General features: G+C 58.8%; 16 protein-coding genes. 1 reads left to right on the plus strand and 15 read right to left on the minus strand.

Features of this window, described 5'->3' with window-relative positions; genetic code table 11:
• Window positions 1-147 precede the first annotated feature (147 nt).
• Window positions 148-1,515: a DUF3179 domain-containing protein gene (locus tag QMP16_RS05865; RefSeq protein WP_282151602.1), complete on the plus strand. Its 1,368-nt coding sequence runs from the start codon at window positions 148-150 to the stop codon at window positions 1,513-1,515.
• Here the strand turns inward: QMP16_RS05865 and QMP16_RS05870 are convergent.
• From QMP16_RS05870 to ftsW, 15 genes are all read right to left on the minus strand, one after another.
• Window positions 1,512-3,197, minus strand: a complete 1,686-nt coding sequence (locus QMP16_RS05870) for a chloride channel protein (protein WP_113789277.1) — start codon at window positions 3,195-3,197, stop codon at window positions 1,512-1,514. The genes QMP16_RS05865 and QMP16_RS05870 overlap by 4 nt on opposite strands.
• Window positions 3,198-3,297: 100 nt before the next feature.
• Window positions 3,298-4,947: a DNA repair protein RecN gene (gene recN, locus QMP16_RS05875; protein WP_282151603.1), complete on the minus strand. Its 1,650-nt coding sequence runs from the start codon at window positions 4,945-4,947 to the stop codon at window positions 3,298-3,300.
• A 35-nt stretch (window positions 4,948-4,982) separates the two neighbouring features.
• Window positions 4,983-5,825, minus strand: coding sequence for an outer membrane protein assembly factor BamD (locus QMP16_RS05880; RefSeq protein WP_109313100.1), 843 nt, complete (start codon window positions 5,823-5,825; stop codon window positions 4,983-4,985).
• A 127-nt stretch (window positions 5,826-5,952) separates the two neighbouring features.
• Entirely contained in the window at window positions 5,953-6,873 is a 921-nt protein-coding gene (gene lpxC, locus QMP16_RS05885; protein ID WP_113789279.1) for a UDP-3-O-acyl-N-acetylglucosamine deacetylase, read from the minus strand.
• A gap of 213 nt (window positions 6,874-7,086) precedes the next feature.
• On the minus strand, window positions 7,087-8,706 hold the full coding sequence (gene ftsZ / locus QMP16_RS05890) for a cell division protein FtsZ (RefSeq protein WP_282151604.1): 1,620 nt from the start codon (window positions 8,704-8,706) through the stop codon (window positions 7,087-7,089).
• 349 nt (window positions 8,707-9,055) lie between these two features.
• Window positions 9,056-9,469, minus strand: a complete 414-nt coding sequence (locus QMP16_RS05895) for a hypothetical protein (RefSeq protein ID WP_282151605.1) — start codon at window positions 9,467-9,469, stop codon at window positions 9,056-9,058.
• On the minus strand, window positions 9,456-10,790 hold the full coding sequence (gene ftsA / locus QMP16_RS05900; RefSeq protein ID WP_282151894.1) for a cell division protein FtsA: 1,335 nt from the start codon (window positions 10,788-10,790) through the stop codon (window positions 9,456-9,458). Before ftsA ends, QMP16_RS05895 begins: the two co-directional genes overlap by 14 nt.
• Window positions 10,791-10,798: 8 nt before the next feature.
• Window positions 10,799-11,794 (minus strand): cell division protein FtsQ/DivIB, encoded by a 996-nt coding sequence (locus QMP16_RS05905; RefSeq protein ID WP_282151606.1) that lies wholly within the window; start codon window positions 11,792-11,794, stop codon window positions 10,799-10,801.
• Window positions 11,782-12,699 carry a D-alanine--D-alanine ligase gene (locus tag QMP16_RS05910; protein ID WP_282151607.1) on the minus strand — a complete coding sequence of 306 codons (918 nt, stop codon included), beginning with the start codon at window positions 12,697-12,699 and terminating at the stop codon, window positions 11,782-11,784. Before QMP16_RS05910 ends, QMP16_RS05905 begins: the two co-directional genes overlap by 13 nt.
• A gap of 108 nt (window positions 12,700-12,807) precedes the next feature.
• Complete coding sequence (gene murB / locus QMP16_RS05915; RefSeq protein ID WP_282151608.1) at window positions 12,808-13,734, minus strand: UDP-N-acetylmuramate dehydrogenase; 927 nt, start codon at window positions 13,732-13,734, stop codon at window positions 12,808-12,810.
• A 45-nt stretch (window positions 13,735-13,779) separates the two neighbouring features.
• Window positions 13,780-14,034, minus strand: coding sequence for a DUF2484 family protein (locus QMP16_RS05920; protein WP_282151609.1), 255 nt, complete (start codon window positions 14,032-14,034; stop codon window positions 13,780-13,782).
• Window positions 14,031-14,267, minus strand: a complete 237-nt coding sequence (locus QMP16_RS05925; protein ID WP_348774587.1) for a DUF2484 family protein — start codon at window positions 14,265-14,267, stop codon at window positions 14,031-14,033. Before QMP16_RS05925 ends, QMP16_RS05920 begins: the two co-directional genes overlap by 4 nt.
• A gap of 88 nt (window positions 14,268-14,355) precedes the next feature.
• Window positions 14,356-15,765, minus strand: a complete 1,410-nt coding sequence (gene murC / locus QMP16_RS05930) for a UDP-N-acetylmuramate--L-alanine ligase (RefSeq protein ID WP_282151611.1) — start codon at window positions 15,763-15,765, stop codon at window positions 14,356-14,358.
• Complete coding sequence (locus QMP16_RS05935) at window positions 15,762-16,859, minus strand: UDP-N-acetylglucosamine--N-acetylmuramyl-(pentapeptide) pyrophosphoryl-undecaprenol N-acetylglucosamine transferase (protein WP_282151612.1); 1,098 nt, start codon at window positions 16,857-16,859, stop codon at window positions 15,762-15,764. Before QMP16_RS05935 ends, murC begins: the two co-directional genes overlap by 4 nt.
• The gene (gene ftsW / locus QMP16_RS05940; protein WP_058279575.1) at window positions 16,859-18,022 is read right to left on the minus strand and encodes a putative lipid II flippase FtsW; all 1,164 of its coding nucleotides are present in this window, start codon (window positions 18,020-18,022) and stop codon (window positions 16,859-16,861) included. The genes QMP16_RS05935 and ftsW overlap by 1 nt, the downstream gene beginning before the upstream one ends.
• Window positions 18,023-18,157: the final 135 nt, after the last annotated feature.

The raw sequence follows: 18,157 nt of genomic DNA on the forward strand, positions 1-18,157 counted from the left end.
AAAACATGCAAGCATATCGTCTTCGTTGGTAGTTCAACAGCGCGCTCGCAACTGACAGGGCTTGATCACGATCCAATCACGGGGCTGTTGCATGCATGTGAGGCATCAAGAGTGCACAATGCCACCAAACACCGTCCAGAGGATGCCATGTCACTTACCCGTCGCAGTTTCGCAGGATCATTGGGGACCGTGCTCTTGTTGCCTGGCACGTTGTCCGCGCAACAAGACCCCGTGCTGGATGCTGTGCGTTCCACCTTGTACGGAAGCAACGCAGAGTTTGAGCAAGGCATGGCCTTTCTCGTGCAACGCGGCAACCCGGATGTGGTGCCTGCTTTGCTGACCGGTATGCGATACGCCAGACGTCGCAGCAGCGACATCGTGAAGGTCATGCAGACCCTGACTGGTGAGAGCATTGGTCAAGACTGGTTTGACTGGATGTTGTGGCAGGAAAAGAACCCGCAAATCGTGCCGCACCCCTCGCTCATCCCGTTCAAGCGCGAGGTTCTCCTGGGGATAGATACGAATTTCGATGTCTTCCTGAAGCCAAAGTACTTGCAGCGCGACAAGATGAAGATCCGGCTTGAAGAGATCGCGTGGGGTGGTGTGAACAAGGATGGTATCCCATCGCTGGACAATCCGGCGCTGATCCCTGCCGCGCGCGCAGATTACCTTAAGGACGATGACCTGGTCTTTGGCGTTTCGATCAACGGGGACGAACGGGCTTACCCGCTGCGGATCATGGGCTGGCATGAAATGTTCAATGAGGTGATTGGCGGGGTTCCGGTAGCCTTGGCCTACTGCACACTGTGTGGTTCAGGCATTCTGTTTGAAACGCAAGTGCCGGGTCGCAGCAAACCGCTGATCTTCGGCTCATCCGGTTTTCTCTACAGATCCAATAAACTGATGTTCGATCGTCAGACGCATTCCCTGTGGAACCAATACACCGGCAAGCCAGTCGTTGGCGCGCTTGTCGGCAGTGGTATCGAGTTGAAACAACGCCCGGTGGTCATCACCACATGGCAAAGTTGGAAAGCATCGCATACCAAGACGAAAGTCCTTTCAATGAACACCGGTCACCGGCGGAATTATGGGTCGGGTGTCGTGTATCGGGAGTATTTCGCTTCGTCCGAATTGATGTTCCCGGCGCTGGTCGATCAGTCCAGCCACAGGCAGAAAGACTATGTTTTCGCCATCCGGCAATTTGGTGCGGCGCGGGCATGGCCCCTGGATGCGTTCGGCAGGAGCCGGGTAATCAACGACGCCATCGCCAACCGGCCGCTGGTGCTTATCGGAAACGACGAAAAGCGCACAGTGCGAGCTTATGAACGCGCATCCCACAAGTTCGCTGCGTCTGGCAGCGATTTGGTGGATGAAACGGGTCAGAAGTGGACCATGACCGAAGAGGCGCTGGTTGGACCAGGAGGTGTAGAATTACCCCGGGTCGCAGGCCATATTTCGTACTGGTTTGCTTGGGACAACTACCTGGGCGATACCGCAACAGTTTATAAACGCTAAGAATGTTCTTCAGCCGCCGTGGCAGCCAAGGCGCGGTTATACGCCTTCAGTGCATCAACGTGGTAAAGCGCTCCGACCGGGTTTTCACTGCCGTCCTCTTCGACAATCACCACCGGAATACAGGGGATGTCATCCCTGTCGAAATAGGGCATCGCTGCCTCTAGCGTAGCGCTAGCCTGAACACAAAGCCCTTGTTCGATCAATTCGACCGCCTGTTCTTTCGTGATCGAACGCGAGTCGCCCAAGGGGCGCATGACCGCCCCGGTTCGCAGCATCGCCAGCAGATAGGCTTGCGGCCCGGCGGCCAGATGCACGTTACGACGTTCCAGCTGGGTCAAGAAGAAGGACCGATCCACAAGACGCGAGGCCAGCGCTGTCGACATCGACACCGAAACCATAACGGCCAGACCGATCTGCCAGTCTCCGGTCAGTTCAAAGACGATCATCGTGGTCGAAATCGGTGCCCCCAGAACCGCGGCAGCAACGGCCCCCATTCCGGCAAAGGCATAGAGCGTATGGGTGCCAGAAACATCTGGCAGCAGCCCGGTTGCGATCAGGCCAAAGGCCAGCCCGGTCAACGCCCCGATCATCAGCGATGGGGAAAACACCCCGCCGCCCATGCGCCCGCCCATGGTGATCGCCACGGCAACTGTCTTGATCACGGCAAACAAGATGGCAAAACTCAGGGTCAGGTCACCAGCCAAGGCTCGGATTGTCGTCTCATACCCGACGCCGATGATATGCGGGAACCAGATCGCCAGCAGCCCCAACATCGCGCCTGAAACAGCTGGGCGCAGCCAGCCAGGCAAGGCAAGACGGTTCTGGATATGGTTGCCGATATCTTCGGCAAAAAAGATCGACCGCATGAGCAGAAGCGAAACCAGTCCGCAGATTAGGCCAAGTAGCAGGAAGGCGGGCAATTCCACGTAGAATTGCAGGGAACCGGGTGTATCCAGAACAAACTCGGTCACGTCGCCATATTCCAGCCGGTTGATCACCGTCCCCGCAACCGAAGCGATCACGATGGGCGCAAACGCATGCACTGCAAAGTGGCGCAGCACGACCTCAAGCGCGAACAGCGCACCTGCGATCGGTGAGTTAAAGCTGGCCGAGACGGCTGCGGCAACGGCGCACCCCAACAGATCGCGCCCGGTGATGCCATCAGCATGGATGCGGTTGCTGACCCAGGTCGAGATAACGCCAGCCATGTGCACGACCGGCCCCTCTCGGCCCGTGGACCCGCCTGTACTGAGCGTGACGAGCGAGGCAAAGAAAGACGCAATACCCGCTTTGCCTTCTACACGACCATCGGTCACTGCGGCCCCTTCGATGACGTCAGCGACGGATCGCACGCGCCCGTCATCTGTGAATTTGTTCAGGATCACGCCTACGATTAGCCCACCGATGATGGGAATGATCAGGATTAGAAACCAAGGCAGCTTTTCCGCATGGCTGTGTAGCAGCAAAATGTCATCCGTATCATAGACATAAGCCTGCAGAGACCGGATCGCCTTGCGGAACCCCAGCGCCATGAAACCTGCCGCAATCCCGATCGCCAGCGCAATGAACCAGAACTGAATCTGGCTAGGCCCACGCCGCCGCATCACCCGCCAAGCGTCCTTGATCGCGGCCAAAGCCTGATTGAGCTGGTTGCGCAGAACAGTGCGGGTTGATTGGGTCATTGGCCCTCGGGGATCACGTCTTTCCCCTTAGTAAGCCACGGAGCGCCCTTATAAAAGTGGGATCGCGACGGATTGAACACGCGAAAGCGGCAGAATTGCCTCAGGCCTGCAAAAGGGCTCGGGCGGCAGCACGCGCCTCGTTTGTGATCGTGTCACCGGCGACCATACGGGCAATTTCATCCACGCGGTCGGGTTCGGCCAGCGGAACAACGGTAGAAAGGGTCTGCCCGTCGGTGACGTGTTTTTGCACCCGCCAGTGATGCGCCGCGCGGGCCGCCACCTGCGGTGAGTGCGTCACAACCAGCACCTGCCCGCCCTGCGCCAGCGCCGCCAGACGCCGCCCGACCGCATCGGCAGTTGCACCACCAACGCCCCGGTCTATCTCATCAAAAATCATCGTGCGCGCGCTGTCATTCCCGGTCAGGCAGACCTTGAGCGCCAGAAGAAACCGACTGAGTTCGCCGCCCGAGGCGATTTTGTTCAGCGGACCAGAAGGTGCGCCGGGGTTGGTGGCAACTGTGAAAGCTACTGCGTCAATTCCATCGGGACCGGGATCCGCGGCTGTAATTTCGGTTTGGAACACAGCGCGCTCCATCTTCAACGGGGCGAGTTCGGTCATCACGGCGGCATCCAGCTGACCGGCTGCCTTCTGTCGCACAGCACTTAGCTTGGCCGCTGCGTCGTCATATGCGGTCTGAGCGGCGTCTACCGCTGCCCGCTGATCGGCCAGATCAGCGTCGCCAGCGTCAAGCCGGTTCAAACGGTCACGCAAAGTTTCAGCAAAGGTGCCCAGATCATCAGGCACGACATCATGCTTACGAGCCAGTGCGCGGATGGCGAACAGGCGTTCTTCGGCCTGCTCCAATTCCGCCGGATTGAAATCCAATTTCTGCAGACAAGCATCGACACCGTCCTGCGCCTCACCCAATTCGATCAGGGCGCGCCCCAGGGCCGCGATTGGTGCCTCCAATTGGCCACCGGCATTGTCCGAGACGCCTTCGAGCCAACGCACAGCGTCCGCCATTGCGCTTTCAGCCCCGTCCCCGCCAAGCAGAGAGAAAGCCCGAGCGACATCATCGCGGATACGTTCAGCCCCTTGCATCATGCGACGGCGGGCATCGAGCTCGGCGTCCTCACCGGGTTGCGGGTCCAGCTGATCAAGCTCGGATACCGAATGCCTCAGAAATTCCTCTTCCGCGCGCATCGCCGCAAGGGTCGATTCCGTTTGAGCAAGAACTTTACGCGCACGTGACATCTCGGACCAGGCCGACCGCACCGTTGCAAGATGGCCACCGACCCCGGCGTAATCATCCAGCAATGTCCGGTGACCGCGCGGGTTCAACAGGCCGCGATCATCGTGTTGACCATGCAGTTCGATCAGGGTCTCGGACAATGCGCGCAGCACCTCGCCCGAACAACGGCGATCATTGACCCACGCGGTCTTGCGCCCCTCGGCCGTATTCACCCGCCGCAGGATCAGTTCCTCTCCGCCGGGCAGGCCCGCCTCGGCCAGAATTGCATGTGCAGGATGGTCTTCGTCTAATTCGAACTCGGCCACGACTTCACCCTGGGCGGCGCCCTGACGGACCAGTTCAGCCCGGCCACGCCAGCCCAGAACAAACCCCAGCGAATCCAGAAGAATCGATTTGCCCGCACCGGTTTCACCGGTCAACGCATTCAGGCCCGGCTGAAACGTCAGTTCCAGCCGGTCGATGATCAGCATGTCACGGATATCGAGGGCGCGCAGCATCGGGTCTTAGCGTCCCACCCCATTGGCCATGGCGATTACAACCACTCACCTTTGACGGTCTGACGGTAGATCGTGCTGAGCCAGTTGTTGCCACGGCTCTTGAGATCCAACCCGCGTGACGTCAGCAGCGAATAGCCCGCATCGTACCATTCGGACGATTGATAGTTGTACCCAAGAATGGCCCCTGCCGACTGTGCCTCATCCACAAGACCCAGTGCCAGATAGGCCTCAATCAAGCGGTACAGAGCTTCGGCAGTGTGAGATGTAGTTTGGAAATCCTCAACCACCACACGGAACCGGTTAATGGCTGCAGTATAATGGTCCTGGCGCAGATAGTAGCGCCCAATTTCCATCTCTTTGCCAGCCAGATGGTCAAAGGCCAGATCAAATTTCAGCACCGCAGAGGTCGCGTATTCGCTATCCGGGTAGACTTCGATCACGGTGCGCAGCGATTGCAACGCCTGAAAAGTCAAGCCCTGATCCCGCCCGACCTCGTCAATCTGGTCATAGTAGCTGAGCGCCAGAAGATATTGGGCATAAGCCGCATCTTCGTCCGTCGGGTAGAAGTCTATGTACCGCTGCGCGGCACCTCGGCTTTCTTCGTAGTTTTTGTCCGAGTGGTATGAGAACGCCTGCATGATCAGCGCGCGCTTGGCCCAATCGGAATACGGATACAGACGTTCAACTTCTGAAAAATACCACGCCGCATCGTCCGAACGATTCTGCGACAGCTCATATTCGCCGCGCGTGAAAATCTGTTCAGGAGTGAACCCTTCCAGGTTCTGATTGCGGTCTGCGCCTTTTCCAGCGCACGCCGTCAAAACTGCTGTCAGAAGAATCGCGCCTGCGAACCTGACTGCCGCTTTGCTGCCAACCATTCCGCCTATCCTTGTCGTATTACTTGACGGGGTTAAGCCCCGATTTAGGCCAAGGTCTAGCACATAAAATTCCGGTGCAAAACGTCTTATGCGCCCCTTCGCGGAATTGTCGACAGAGTTGATCCAATCAGGCGACTTCGGGGATTTCGTCCCGGACCAGGCCCTGCCCCGGAAGGCGGGCTGCCTGTTCGGGCGTACACAGGATCGGACGGACGGCACCCGGTGTTTCGAACAGCTTGCGCAGCAGAGTATTGGTCATTGCATGGCCGGATTTGTCACCGGTAAAGTGACCAAAGATCGGACCGCCTGCCAAATAAAGGTCACCAAGGGCGTCCAGCATCTTGTGACGCACTGCCTCATCCGCGTGGCGGAAACCACCCGGGGTAAGGACTTCATCACCCTGAACAACGACGGCATTTTCCAGCGTACCGCCCAAAGCCAGCCCGTTTTCGCGCATCGCCTCAACATCAGTACGGCGACAGAACGTCCGGCAGTCACACAGCTCACGTGCGAACGAGCCGTTGCGCATATCCAGTGTCTTGGTCTGGCTGCCGATGGCACCGTCTTCGAAGTCGATATGGAAATCGATGATCAGACCATTTGCAGGCGCAATTGATGCGCTGGCACCTTCGCGCACAGCGGTCACCGGCTTAAGAACCTCATAGGCCAGAACCGGGCTGGCTTGGCGACGCACGCCCTTCGCCATGATACCGCGAACGAAATCAATCGAAGACCCATCCATGATCGGAACTTCGGGACCATCAATCTCGATCAGCGCGTTATGTATTCCGCAACCGGCCAGCGCGGCCATGATGTGCTCAACCGTAGACACAGACACACCTGCGTCGTTGATCAGGCGGGTGCACAACGGGGTGCGCTCGACCACGTCATAGATCGCAGGGACAAGGGCATTGCCCAGCTCAATATCCGTCCGCTTGAACCAGATGCCGTGACCGGCGGCCGCCGGTTTCAGGACCATCGTCGCAGGCTTACCGCTATGCAGTCCGACGCCTGTAAACGTGACCGGAGATTTGAGCGTATGTTGCAAGGTGAACCTCGAAGAGTGGTGTCCGGCCTAGGTTGGCCGTGTTGGACACTCAGTTAAGGAAGGCGGCGTCAAGGCTCAACTCACTCTTTGCAACCGAATGAAACATGTATGTGACAGATCGGCAAATCCCTGCTTACACCCCATTAAGCATCTGTAAAACAAAAGAAAAGGGTCGCCATTTGGCGACCCTCTGCATTCATTTTGTTACCGCGATCAGTTGGCCTGGCGCCGCAAAAAGGCGGGAATTTCGATCCGGTCCTGTTCAGGATCGACCTCATCCCTTGCAGGTGCCGTAGCGTCAGATTGGCGCATAACGGGCTGCTGACGCGGTGGTTGCGCCGGGGTATCTGCCGCGTGACCGGTCATCCGATCGATCAATCGGTTAAAGCCAAAGCGGGGACGATCATGCGCTTCTTCCTGCGGTACAGGGGTCGGCTGCGGGGTTGCAGGGCGGGCCATCGAAGGGCTCCGCTCGGACGGTGGAACGTTCTGCACTGCGGCCTGCAAGCGCTGCAGCGCCTCGGGCGACGGTGTTCCCGCTGCCGGTTGAGGCTGCGGCGCGACATAGTTTTCGGACACAGGCTCAACCGGTTCGGGGGTCGGCTCGAATTCGGCAACGCGCGGCTGATAGGCCGGCGGAGGCAAACCATCATCATCCTGCCGGGCACGCGACTGGAACTGCGGCTGGGCAGGCTCTTCCGGCGCTTCAAACAGCGAGGGTTCGCGGATCATATCTTGCTGCGGTGCTTGCTCAGCGACTTCCGCAGCAACCGGAGCCTCTTCCTGCACCGACTCTTCTGCCGAAACGGTGCGGGTCAGCGGTGCCGACATTGAACGGCGCGCGACGGGGACATCTTCCTGCTTTTCACTGGCATCGATACCGGTCGCGACAACCGATACGCGCATGCCGCCTTCCATCACGGTATCCAGAGTCGAACCAACGATGATGTTCGCCTCGGGGTCCACTTCTTCGCGGATGCGGTTAGCGGCTTCGTCCAGTTCGAACAGGGTCAGGTCGTGCGAGCCGGTGATGTTGATCAGAACACCCTTGGCACCCTTGAGGCTGATTTCGTCCAGCAGCGGGTTGGCGATCGCCTTCTCGGCGGCCTGAACCGCGCGATCTTCGCCAGTGGCCTCGCCTGTTCCCATCATCGCTTTGCCCATCTCGTCCATCACGGCGCGAACGTCTGCAAAGTCGAGGTTGATCAGGCCCGGACGGACCATCAGATCGGTCACCCCTTTGACGCCCTGATAGAGAACATCGTCCGCCATCGAGAACGCCTCGGTAAAGGTGGTCTTTTCGTTGGCCAGACGGAACAGGTTCTGGTTCGGGATGATAATCAGAGTGTCGACGACCTTTTGCAGCATCTCAACGCCGTCTTCGGCCTGACGCATCCGCTTGGCACCCTCAAACTGGAAGGGCTTAGTCACAACACCAACAGTCAGAACGCCCAATTCCCGTGCAGCTTGCGCGATAATCGGGGCCGCACCCGTCCCGGTGCCGCCGCCCATACCAGCGGTGATAAAGCACATATGCGCGCCGGCCAGGTGATCAACGATCTGTTCAATGCTTTCTTCGGCTGCTGCCGCACCCACTGTCGGACGGGCCCCTGCCCCCAGACCTTCGGTGACTTTCACGCCCAGTTGAACCCGTGCCGAGGACTGGCTTTGTTGCAGTGCCTGTGCATCGGTGTTGGCGACCACAAAATCGACGCCGTCCAGCTGTTTCTCAATCATGTTGTTGACAGCGTTACCGCCTGCACCACCAACGCCAAATACTGTGATCCGAGGCTTCAGTTCGTCGTGCCCGGGCATCGAAAGATTCAATGTCATGCTCTGTCCGCCTGTTTTTTTGTTCCCGCCAAAGCGGTGTTTTTCTTACCTATCCACTAACAATCCTACCGTTTGAAACGGCAAACGTCACGCCAAAAATCGCGCAATTCCACAAAATATGGAGGAAATAAGGCGCTGACCGGCAGTATTTCGCAAATACCGCCAGATGTTGCGAAAAAAACTCAATGTAGCACAAAACAGGCGATTTGCGCGCGGCACTCAACCGACGCATCACCAAAGGGACTCATAAACTGTCAAACTGCGGAAAACTGCTCAGGTCCTGCCGCGGGCCTCTGTCGGGCCTTGTGGATATCTTGCGGGATAAACGAGTCAGCTGCAACCCATTTCTTTAGCTGATCGGGGCACTTGGACAATTCAAACCGTCCTCGGTGATGCTGCGCACCTCCTGGATTTCGCTGTCCGCAAAAGTGGCCAGTCGCACCATCAACTTGCCCTTATATTCGAAAGGCCACCAACACACCGCTGGCCCTTCGACTGCATCATCATAGAGAAAACAGATTTGCCCGTTCGGCGTGGTGATTTGTCCGTATACGCACCCTCTTCCTTCACGGCGCCAAACCGAAACGGTGGAGCTGAGATATTCTTCGGTGCCAACAAGGTCGCCGCTGCGAAAGTCATGAAAGTCGACGGTTTTGCCAAGAACCGCATCCAGAAATGCCTCTGGGGTGATCCGGGTTTGCGCCTGAGCGGTCAGCGGTGTCAGGGCCAGCAGCGCTGCGACCCCTAGCTTACCAATTGTCACGGAACCAACGCACGGCCCGCTTGAACGGGCGCGCGGCATAGGTGTCGACAGGGATTTCAAAGTCCCACCATTCGTCCTGTGGGTGCGCTGCAAACAGGCTGAGCCCAACTGCGGAAGAGAATCCCGGCCCGGTCGCCGATTGCGGTAGACCATGCACACGCAGCGGTCGGCCAAGGCGGACACGCTGTCCAAGGATGCGGGTCGCCAAGCCGTCCAGACCCATGATCTGACTGCCACCACCGGTCAGGACAATCTGCTGGCTGGGCATATGCTCGAACCCGGCCGCATCCAGACGAACGCGCACTTCTTCAAGGATTTCCTCGACGCGGGGGCGCATGATCCCGATCAGTTCAGCACGGCTGACGGTGCGGCGATCATGTTCCCAATCGCCAGTATCCCCGCCGATGTCGATCAGGTCCCGATCATCCGCGCCAGTTGCGTGAACGCCACCGTTAAAGGTTTTGATCCGCTCCGCCACCGAGGCCGGGATACCCAACCCCATCGAAATGTCCGAGGTCACATGATCCCCACCCATGCGCACGCAGTCGGCGTAAATCATGTGCTTTTTCATAAAGATCGACACGCTGGTCGTGCCGCCACCCATGTCAATACAGGCCGCGCCCAGCTCCTGCTCATCCTCGACCAAGGCGGAAACACCAGACACATAGGCCGAGTTTGCAATTCCGGCCAATTCCAGATCGCAGCGTTTGATGCAGCGCACGATGTTTTGGATCGCAGTTGCGTCGACGGTCAGCATGTGCATGTCGACGGCAAGGCTCTGCCCCATTTGGCCGCGCGGGTCGATCAGACCTGAGCGGTTGTCCAAAGCGAAGTTTACCGGTTGGGCATGCAACACCTCGCGCCCTGCCCCGTAGTCCGGCACATCACAGGCGTTCAGGACACGGCCAACCTCTGCCTCGGTCACGACCTGACCCTCAAGATCGACCTGCGCGTCCAACCCGTAAGAGCGCGGGTTCGCACCCGAGAAGCTGGCTATCACATGATCGACCCGGATATCGGCCATCTTTTGCGCCGCCTGCAGGGCGGTTCGGATCGCCCGTTCCGTTTCCTGCATGGCGGTGACTTCGCCAAATTGAACGCCCCGCGACCGTGTGGTCGCAGCACCAATCACCCGGAACCCGGTCTGCCCGGCCATCGACCCGATGGTGTTGTCCTCGGTCAGGCGGCCGGTCCCGTCAAAGCGCAATACAAGACAGGCAATCTTGGAACTGCCAACATCTAGAATGGCGACAACACCGCGTTGCATGGCTTGTCTGCGCATCTGCCGCATGGCGCGCTGGGACTGATAAAGATCGGTCATCATGGTCGTTACTGCTCGCTACCCACTGTCACTTTTGTATTCCACCAGTCTTCGCTGGCAGCTTTGGTCATTCTTATTGTCGGACGTTGCCCAAGGCGCATGTCGACTACCGCCACGTCACGTTCCAAAAGGTCCTGCACTTCATTCACGGCCAGAACACGTTCCAACGCGCGTACGGGGCGCTCGGTTGGCAACATAATGCGCTGGCCGCGGTCCATAACCAGGTCCCAGCGACGCTCACCAATCCGAACCAGCCCGCGCACACGGCCGCCTAGGCTGCGGGCGGTTGTCAGCAATTCAAGGGCCTCACCTACGTGACCGTCCGCACCCTTGCCTGCGATCAAAGGTAAACTAGAGTGATCCTTGCGCGACGCGATGCGTTCCACATGCGCGCCGGTCTCATCCAACAATTCGATCCCATGGCGCGTACGCCAGACGATGACAGGCTGACGCTCGACGACATCCACCTGCAGAATACCGCCGGGACGCACCCGCACGGTGGCGGATTTGACAGGGTTCAGCCCTGTGATCGTGTCGCGGATTTGCTCAACATCCAGGTCCCATGAACTAACAGGGAAATCCAGCGGCACGACCTCACGAATATCCTCGGACAGGTTGGCCCCTGCCCCGTCAATGGCCATTAGGTTGACCATGAACTCTGGCCGTTGCTGGATCGAAGTCTTGATGTCGATGACATAGGCCACAACCGCATCGCGACGCTCTTGCGAGCCGAAATAGATGCCAACTGCGGCGCAAACGGCAAACACCGGCAGGCCAATCTTTAGGCTGCGCCGAACGCCCCGCGTCAGCAACCAGCGCTGCAGGCGGTAGCTGAGACGAGACGGGGCCGGGTCGAGGCGATCGCCCTTGCCAGCAAACATACCACGCAGCCGCAATTTGGGTTCGGCTCCAGTATGTGCGCCGGATTCGAAATCAGCATCGGGACCGGTCAGTTGTTTGGGCCGGTGAACCACAGGCGCTCGGGTGGCTCTTAGCGGTCGCATGATGCGTCCTCCACCATCCAGGCGCAAAGCTGCCCGAAACTCATCCCCAGATGTGCGGCCTGTTCAGGCACCAGTGACGTCGGCGTCATGCCGGGCTGAGTGTTGGTCTCGAGCAGGAAAAGCCCATCGGCACCCATACTGTCATCCCAGCGGAAATCCGTACGGCTTACGCCTTTGCATCCCAGCGCGGAATGAGCGCGCAATGCGTAGTCCATGCACAGGTCAAAAATCTCGGTCGGTACGTCAGCGGGCAGAACATGCCACGATCCGCCGGGTTTATACTTGGCGTCATAATCGTACCAACCGCCATCGGTCATGATCTCGGTAACTGTTACGGCCTTGTCGTTCATCACCGTTACGGTCAGCTCGCGACCGGCAATGTATTTCTCGACCATCACCTGATCGGGCATTTCATCCGACAGTTGCGGAGGGCCATTGGACCCTTCATGCACGATGTAGATCCCAACACTGGAGCCTTCGTTGTTGGGCTTTGCCACGTAAGGGGGCTCCATCACGTGAACCTTAACCACCTCAACCTTGGGTACGATCACGCTGGCAACAACGGGCAGGCCCTCGGCCTCAAACACCTCTTTGCTGCGCTGCTTGTCCATCGCCAACGCCGAGGCCAGAACACCAGAGTGCGTGTACGGAATGCGCATCCATTCCAGCAGACCCTGAACGCAGCCATCCTCGCCCCAGCGGCCATGCAGGGCGTTAAACACAACGTCTGGTTTGATTTCCAAAAGGCGCGCATAGAGGTCAGGACCAGCGTCCAGCTCAACTACTTCAAAGCCTTCTCCCACAAGGGCGGCCGCGCATTCGCGCCCAGAGCTGAGAGACACCTCGCGTTCCTTCGAGGGTCCACCCATCAATACCGCCACTTTGGGGTTTGTCCTGCTCGACATACCCAACGTGCGCCTCAATGTCCCCGGACCTTATGTGGTGGTCCGTACTGCGTTTATCTCCTTGATCCGTCGCCTTAATTTGCCTGTTATGGTCTGACGGTCAGGGCTTTATTCTGTCAACGGATCACCGACCCGCATGATTTCCCACTCTAGCGTGATGCCGCTTGTTTCGTAAACCTTTTTTCGCACCTCTTCACCCAGGCCTTCGAGGTCCGCGGCAGAGGCATCACCCGTATTGATCAGGAAGTTCGAGTGCTTTTCGCTCATCTGTGCGCCACCTAGTGTCGCACCGCGCATGCCCGCATCGTCAATGACTTTCCACGCCTTGAGGTCGTGCACATCATCCGCCCGCCCGGTTGAGGAAAACCCCGCCGGGTTGCGGAAGGTTGACCCGGCGCTGCGGTCTTTGGTCGGCTGGGATTCGTCGCGTTTTTGCAACTGCGCGGACATCCGGGCGTGCAGCTCTTCCGGATCGCCGGATGGACCTTCGAAAGTGGCCGAGATCAGCACTGCGCCTGCGGGCAGATCGGACTGGCGATAACGAAAATTCAGGTCTTCGGGCGTCAGATCCACGACGTCACCCTGCCGGGTAACAATGGTCGCCTTGCGCAGCACGTCCGCCGTGTAGCTGCCATAACACCCTGCATTCATCCGCACCGCGCCGCCAATTGAGCCCGGGATAGTACGCAAAAAGGTCAGGTCCACACCCTCATCCGCCGCCTTGCGCGCCACATGCGCATCCAACGCGGCCGCTCCGGCGGTAACGGTGTTTCCCTCAACCGAGATAGCATTGAACCCGCGCCCCAATCGGATCACAACCGCGCGCAAACCGCCATCACGCACAATCAGATTTGACCCGACCCCCATCGGGAAAACCGAAATATCTGCGAGCAAATCGCGCATAAATGTCTGCAGATCTGCGATATCGGCCGGCTGGAAAAGAAAGTCTGCAGGACCTCCTACCCGAAGCCAGGTCAGATCGTTCAAATTGCGGCTCTCAGTGAGTTTACCGCGCGGTGTCGGAAGCGTTGTCATGTCGGCTAGATCGCGGATTCTGACGCATAACGCAAGACGCATCCATTACGGAGCAGACCTGAGTATCCTGCGTACCCAACGCCCCAAATAGATCACCGGCCAACGCAGCACCGACATTCCTGCGGCCAAAACGATCAGTCCAATCCATGGGCCGTTTTGCAAGGTGACGTACCCCAGTATCGGGATCCCAACAGCGATCAGGACATAAGCGCGGGTCCAGTGGTTGTCATTACTGGGGATCATCGCCAGCACATTCGCCGAAATTCCCCAGAGCGCAGCGAGGGCGATCGAAAAATTCATTCCTCGACCTCCTGTCCGGTCCAGCGGCGCCAGTAATAGCGAATGGGATTACGGAACATGGATGCAAAGGCCGCAAAGGCCAGCACCGAAAAAAACCAGCCGAAGTCATGGCCCAGCCAGACGATCAGCGCAGGTGCAGAAACGAAAAGAACCACGCCCGGCGGAAATTGAAGGCGCATCGGCAGCATGGCCACGACCGTTGAGGCCAAAACCCACAAGCCAGCAAAAAGCACTGAATATACCAACTGCCCCTCCGAGGACGATCATTGCTGCAACTGCAACATCACACTTTAAAGTTGCAAGGCTAGAGAGTCCATTCCATCAAACGGCTTGTTTTTGTCGCAGCCTTTCTGGCAGCCCGTTGGCCCAAGTGCTGATCGTACCAGCGCCGAGACAGACGACCATGTCGCCGGGGCGGGCCTGTTCGCGCACAAGGCGCTCCAGATCGTTTTCGTTCAGCAATGCACGCGCGTGGCGGTGGCCGTGACGGATCAGGCCCTGCACCAGATCATCTCTACTGGCTCCTTCGATCGGGTCCTCTCCGGCAGAGAAAACATCGGCGATGGCGACAACGTCCGCGTCATTGAAGCAGGTGCAGAAATCGTCAAACAAATTGGACAGGCGCGAGTACCGGTGCGGTTGGTGCACGGCGATGACCCGGCCTTCGCTTGCCTGGCGCGCAGCCTTGAGAACGGCTGCGATTTCAACCGGGTGGTGGCCGTAATCGTCGATGATGGTAACGCCGTCGATTTCTCCGACCTTGGTGAAGCGGCGATTGACGCCACCGAAATTGGCCAGCGCATCGCGGATTTCTGAGGCCTTCATACCCAGATGGCGGGCAACGGCCACTGCAGACAGCGCGTTCGAGACATTGTGGTCGCCAGGCATCGGCAATGTGCAGCCTTCGATCACCTTGTCTTCGTACTGAAGGTGGATGTCGAAATGCGCAATGCCGCCCTTGTAGGTCAGGTTCAAGGCGCGCACATCGGCCTGCGCGTTGAACCCATAGGTCCGGACACGGCGATCGGTGATACGTCCAACCAACGTCTGCACTTCGGCGTGGTCCGTGCAGCACACAGCCAGACCGTAGAATGGCAGGTTTGATACGAACTCGTAGAACCCGTCGCGCAGTTTGTCGAAGTCACCCCAATGCTCCATATGCTCGGGGTCGATATTCGTAACAATGGCAATGGTCGCGGGCAGTCGGTTGAATGAGCCGTCGGATTCGTCGGCCTCGACCACCATCCATTCGCCCTGCCCCATCCGTGCGTTCGAGCCGTAGGCATGGATGATGCCGCCATTGATTACGGTCGGATCGAAATCGCCGGCCACCATCAGCTCGGCCATCATTGTGGTTGTGGTGGTCTTGCCGTGCGTTCCCGCGATGGCAATATTCGACTTCAGGCGCATCAGCTCAGCCAACATGTCGGCGCGACGAACAACCGGCAGGCCTTGCGCCCGAGCGCCGTCTAGCTCGGGGTTACCCGGCTTGATCGCGGTCGACACCACGACGACGGCCGCGTTTTCCAGGTTTTCGGCACGGTGACCGACAAATATCTCAGCCCCAAGGCTCGCAAGACGATCAGTGATCTTGGACGCCTTCAGGTCGGACCCCTGCACGCGGTAACCGAGGTTCAGCAAAACCTCGGCAATGCCCGACATCCCAATCCCGCCGATCCCCACAAAGTGAATCGACCCTACGTCTTGCGGCAGTTTGGTTGCAGGATTCATGTGGTCTCCTTCTGCGCCAGTTGTTCGACAAGGGCCGTCAGACGTTCAGTTGCGTCGGGGGCACCGGTCGAGAGGGCGGCATGGGCCATCTTTTGCGCGGCTTCGGGGTTGGTCAGAACGGCGGTGATTTGCTCTGTCAGCGCGGGAACGTCAAGTGCGTTTTCGGGGATCATGATCGCGCCGCCAGCCTGAACCAATCCTCGCGCATTGGCGGTCTGATGGTCGCCTGCGGCTGCGGCAAACGGGATCAGGATCGATGGACGTCCGATGACCGAGATATCCGCCACACTGGATGCGCCGGATCGGCTGATGACAAGTTGTGCATCCGACATTCGACGCGGAACGTCGTCAAAGAAAGGTTTGACCTCGGCCCGGATACCATGTTCGGCATAGAACGCCGTAACGCGCTCCCCGTCTTCGTCGCGGGCCTGATGTGCGACACGGATATGGCTGCGCAGGTCGTCAGGCAAGGCGGCAATCGCGCCAGGGACAATATCGCTGAGAATGCGCGCGCCCTGACTGCCGCCCATAACCAGAACAGACATAGGATAGTCGCCCGGTGGGATGTATCCTGCGGCCTCGCGCTCAAGCACGGCGGCGCGGACCGGATTTCCAGTGTGGATACCATTGGCCCCTTCGGGCAGATCGGTCGGCCAGACACCACAGGCGACGTTGGCAACACGCGTGGCAAACATTTGATTTACGCGCCCCAGAACCCCATTCTGTTCGTGGATCATGCGCGGAATCTTGAGCATCGTCGCGGCCCCCAATGCCGGGATCGACGGATATCCGCCAAAGCCAACGACCGCGTCCGGTTTGTCCCGCATCATCTGGAACGCCATGCTGCTGACACCGCCCGCAATCCTTGGTCCGACCAATGCCTTAGCGGCCAGTCCGCCGCGCGCGAAGGTAGCCGAGGCCACCTCGACAATCTCAACCGTTTGCGGAAAGGCGCCTGTGTAGCGCGCGCCACGCTCGTCCGTGGACAGGCGCACGCGCCAGCCTTTATTCAGCATCGCTTCGGCCAACGCCTGCGCCGGGAACATGTGGCCCCCGGTGCCGCCAGCCGCAATCAACAGGTAAGGTTTCCCCATTATCCTCTTCCGCGCAGAATATCGCCAAGTTCGCCCTGTGGGCGGCTTCTGGTGAAGGCCAGCAACATGCCAACAGCGATGCCACCCGCAATCAGCGACGACCCACCATAGCTGACAAAGGGCAGCGTCATGCCCTTGGCGGGCAGCAGGCGCACGGCCACACCCATGTTGATCATGGCCTGAACGCCAAACATGCAGGCCAGACCGGTCCCGGCCAGACGGATGAACATATCGCGCTCGCGCATCAACCGCAGCAGTGAGCGTACAACGATCAGTGAATACAGCGCGATGATGATCAGCACCAGGATCAGCCCGTATTCCTCGGCCGCCACGGCGATGATGAAATCCGTATGGGCATCGGGCAAGGACCATTTCACCTGCCCCTCACCCACGCCGACACCGAACAGACCGCCTTCACGGATGGCGTTCGTGGCATAGCCAAGCTGGGTGGTCGGGTCGACTTCCTGGTTCAGGAAGCCATCAATACGGCGGGCAAAGTGTTCCGAATTCGAATAGGCGAACATCCCACCTAGGACAACGACCCCTGCCATGCCAACCAGCAGCAGCATCGGCGCGCCGGCCACAAAGTACATCACACCCCATCCAAACAGGATCAGGCAGGCCTGACCGAAGTCAGGTTGCAAAACCAGCATCGCTACAATTGCAATGCACAACGCAAATGACCACAACCGACCCGGAGGGCCGTTGATCTGTTGCGACGCAGCCAGCAGCCACGCGGCCACGACGACAAATCCGGGTTTCAGAAATTCCGACGGCTGCAAAGATGCAAAGCCCAGCGAGTACCAGCGCACCGCCCCTTTTCCGAAATCCGTTCCGAAGACGGGCAGAAAGGCCAGCGCCACAAACGAGGCAAGGAACCCAAGTACTGCCAATCGGCGCACCAGTGTCGGCGACATCATCGACGTCAGCAGCATCGCAATCAGCGCCAGTCCGCCGAACAGCGCCTGCCGTTCGACATAGTGGAACGGATCAAACCCGTTGCGCCCTGCCAGCGGTGGTGATGAGGCCAGCCCCAGCAACAATCCGATGACAAACAGGATCAGAACGCAGGACATCGTCCAGCGATCAATCGTCCGCCACCATTTCGGAAGAATCGGTTCTCCGCGCTGGTCCTGGACCGCGCCATACACCATCTCAGTCATGAGATACCGCCACTATCTGCCTCGTTAACGTCCCGTTTTTCGGGATCTGATTGAGAGTCTACAGGGATTTTTGCGTTTGGGCTAGCGGAATGAACAAGGATGGAGAAATCTGCTCATCGTTGCGGCTGAGCGGCG

Source organism: Ruegeria atlantica (genome assembly GCF_947495585.1).
Classification (GTDB): Bacteria; Pseudomonadota; Alphaproteobacteria; order Rhodobacterales; family Rhodobacteraceae; genus Ruegeria; species Ruegeria atlantica_G.

Coding starts and splice junctions, on each gene's coding strand:
- QMP16_RS05865 (WP_282151602.1), top strand. CDS start 148: ATGTCACTTACCCGTCGCAGTTTCGCAGGATCATTGGGGACCGTGCTC.
- QMP16_RS05905 (WP_282151606.1), bottom strand. CDS start 11,794: ATGCGACCGCTAAGAGCCACCCGAGCGCCTGTGGTTCACCGGCCCAAA.
- QMP16_RS05935 (WP_282151612.1), bottom strand. CDS start 16,859: ATGGGGAAACCTTACCTGTTGATTGCGGCTGGCGGCACCGGGGGCCAC.
- murB (WP_282151608.1), bottom strand. CDS start 13,734: ATGACAACGCTTCCGACACCGCGCGGTAAACTCACTGAGAGCCGCAAT.
- QMP16_RS05910 (WP_282151607.1), bottom strand. CDS start 12,699: ATGTCGAGCAGGACAAACCCCAAAGTGGCGGTATTGATGGGTGGACCC.
- ftsA (WP_282151894.1), bottom strand. CDS start 10,790: ATGACCGATCTTTATCAGTCCCAGCGCGCCATGCGGCAGATGCGCAGA.
- recN (WP_282151603.1), bottom strand. CDS start 4,947: ATGCTGCGCGCCCTCGATATCCGTGACATGCTGATCATCGACCGGCTG.
- QMP16_RS05920 (WP_282151609.1), bottom strand. CDS start 14,034: ATGAATTTTTCGATCGCCCTCGCTGCGCTCTGGGGAATTTCGGCGAAT.
- QMP16_RS05880 (WP_109313100.1), bottom strand. CDS start 5,825: ATGGTTGGCAGCAAAGCGGCAGTCAGGTTCGCAGGCGCGATTCTTCTG.
- ftsZ (WP_282151604.1), bottom strand. CDS start 8,706: ATGACATTGAATCTTTCGATGCCCGGGCACGACGAACTGAAGCCTCGG.
- ftsW (WP_058279575.1), bottom strand. CDS start 18,022: ATGACTGAGATGGTGTATGGCGCGGTCCAGGACCAGCGCGGAGAACCG.
- QMP16_RS05870 (WP_113789277.1), bottom strand. CDS start 3,197: ATGACCCAATCAACCCGCACTGTTCTGCGCAACCAGCTCAATCAGGCT.
- murC (WP_282151611.1), bottom strand. CDS start 15,765: ATGAATCCTGCAACCAAACTGCCGCAAGACGTAGGGTCGATTCACTTT.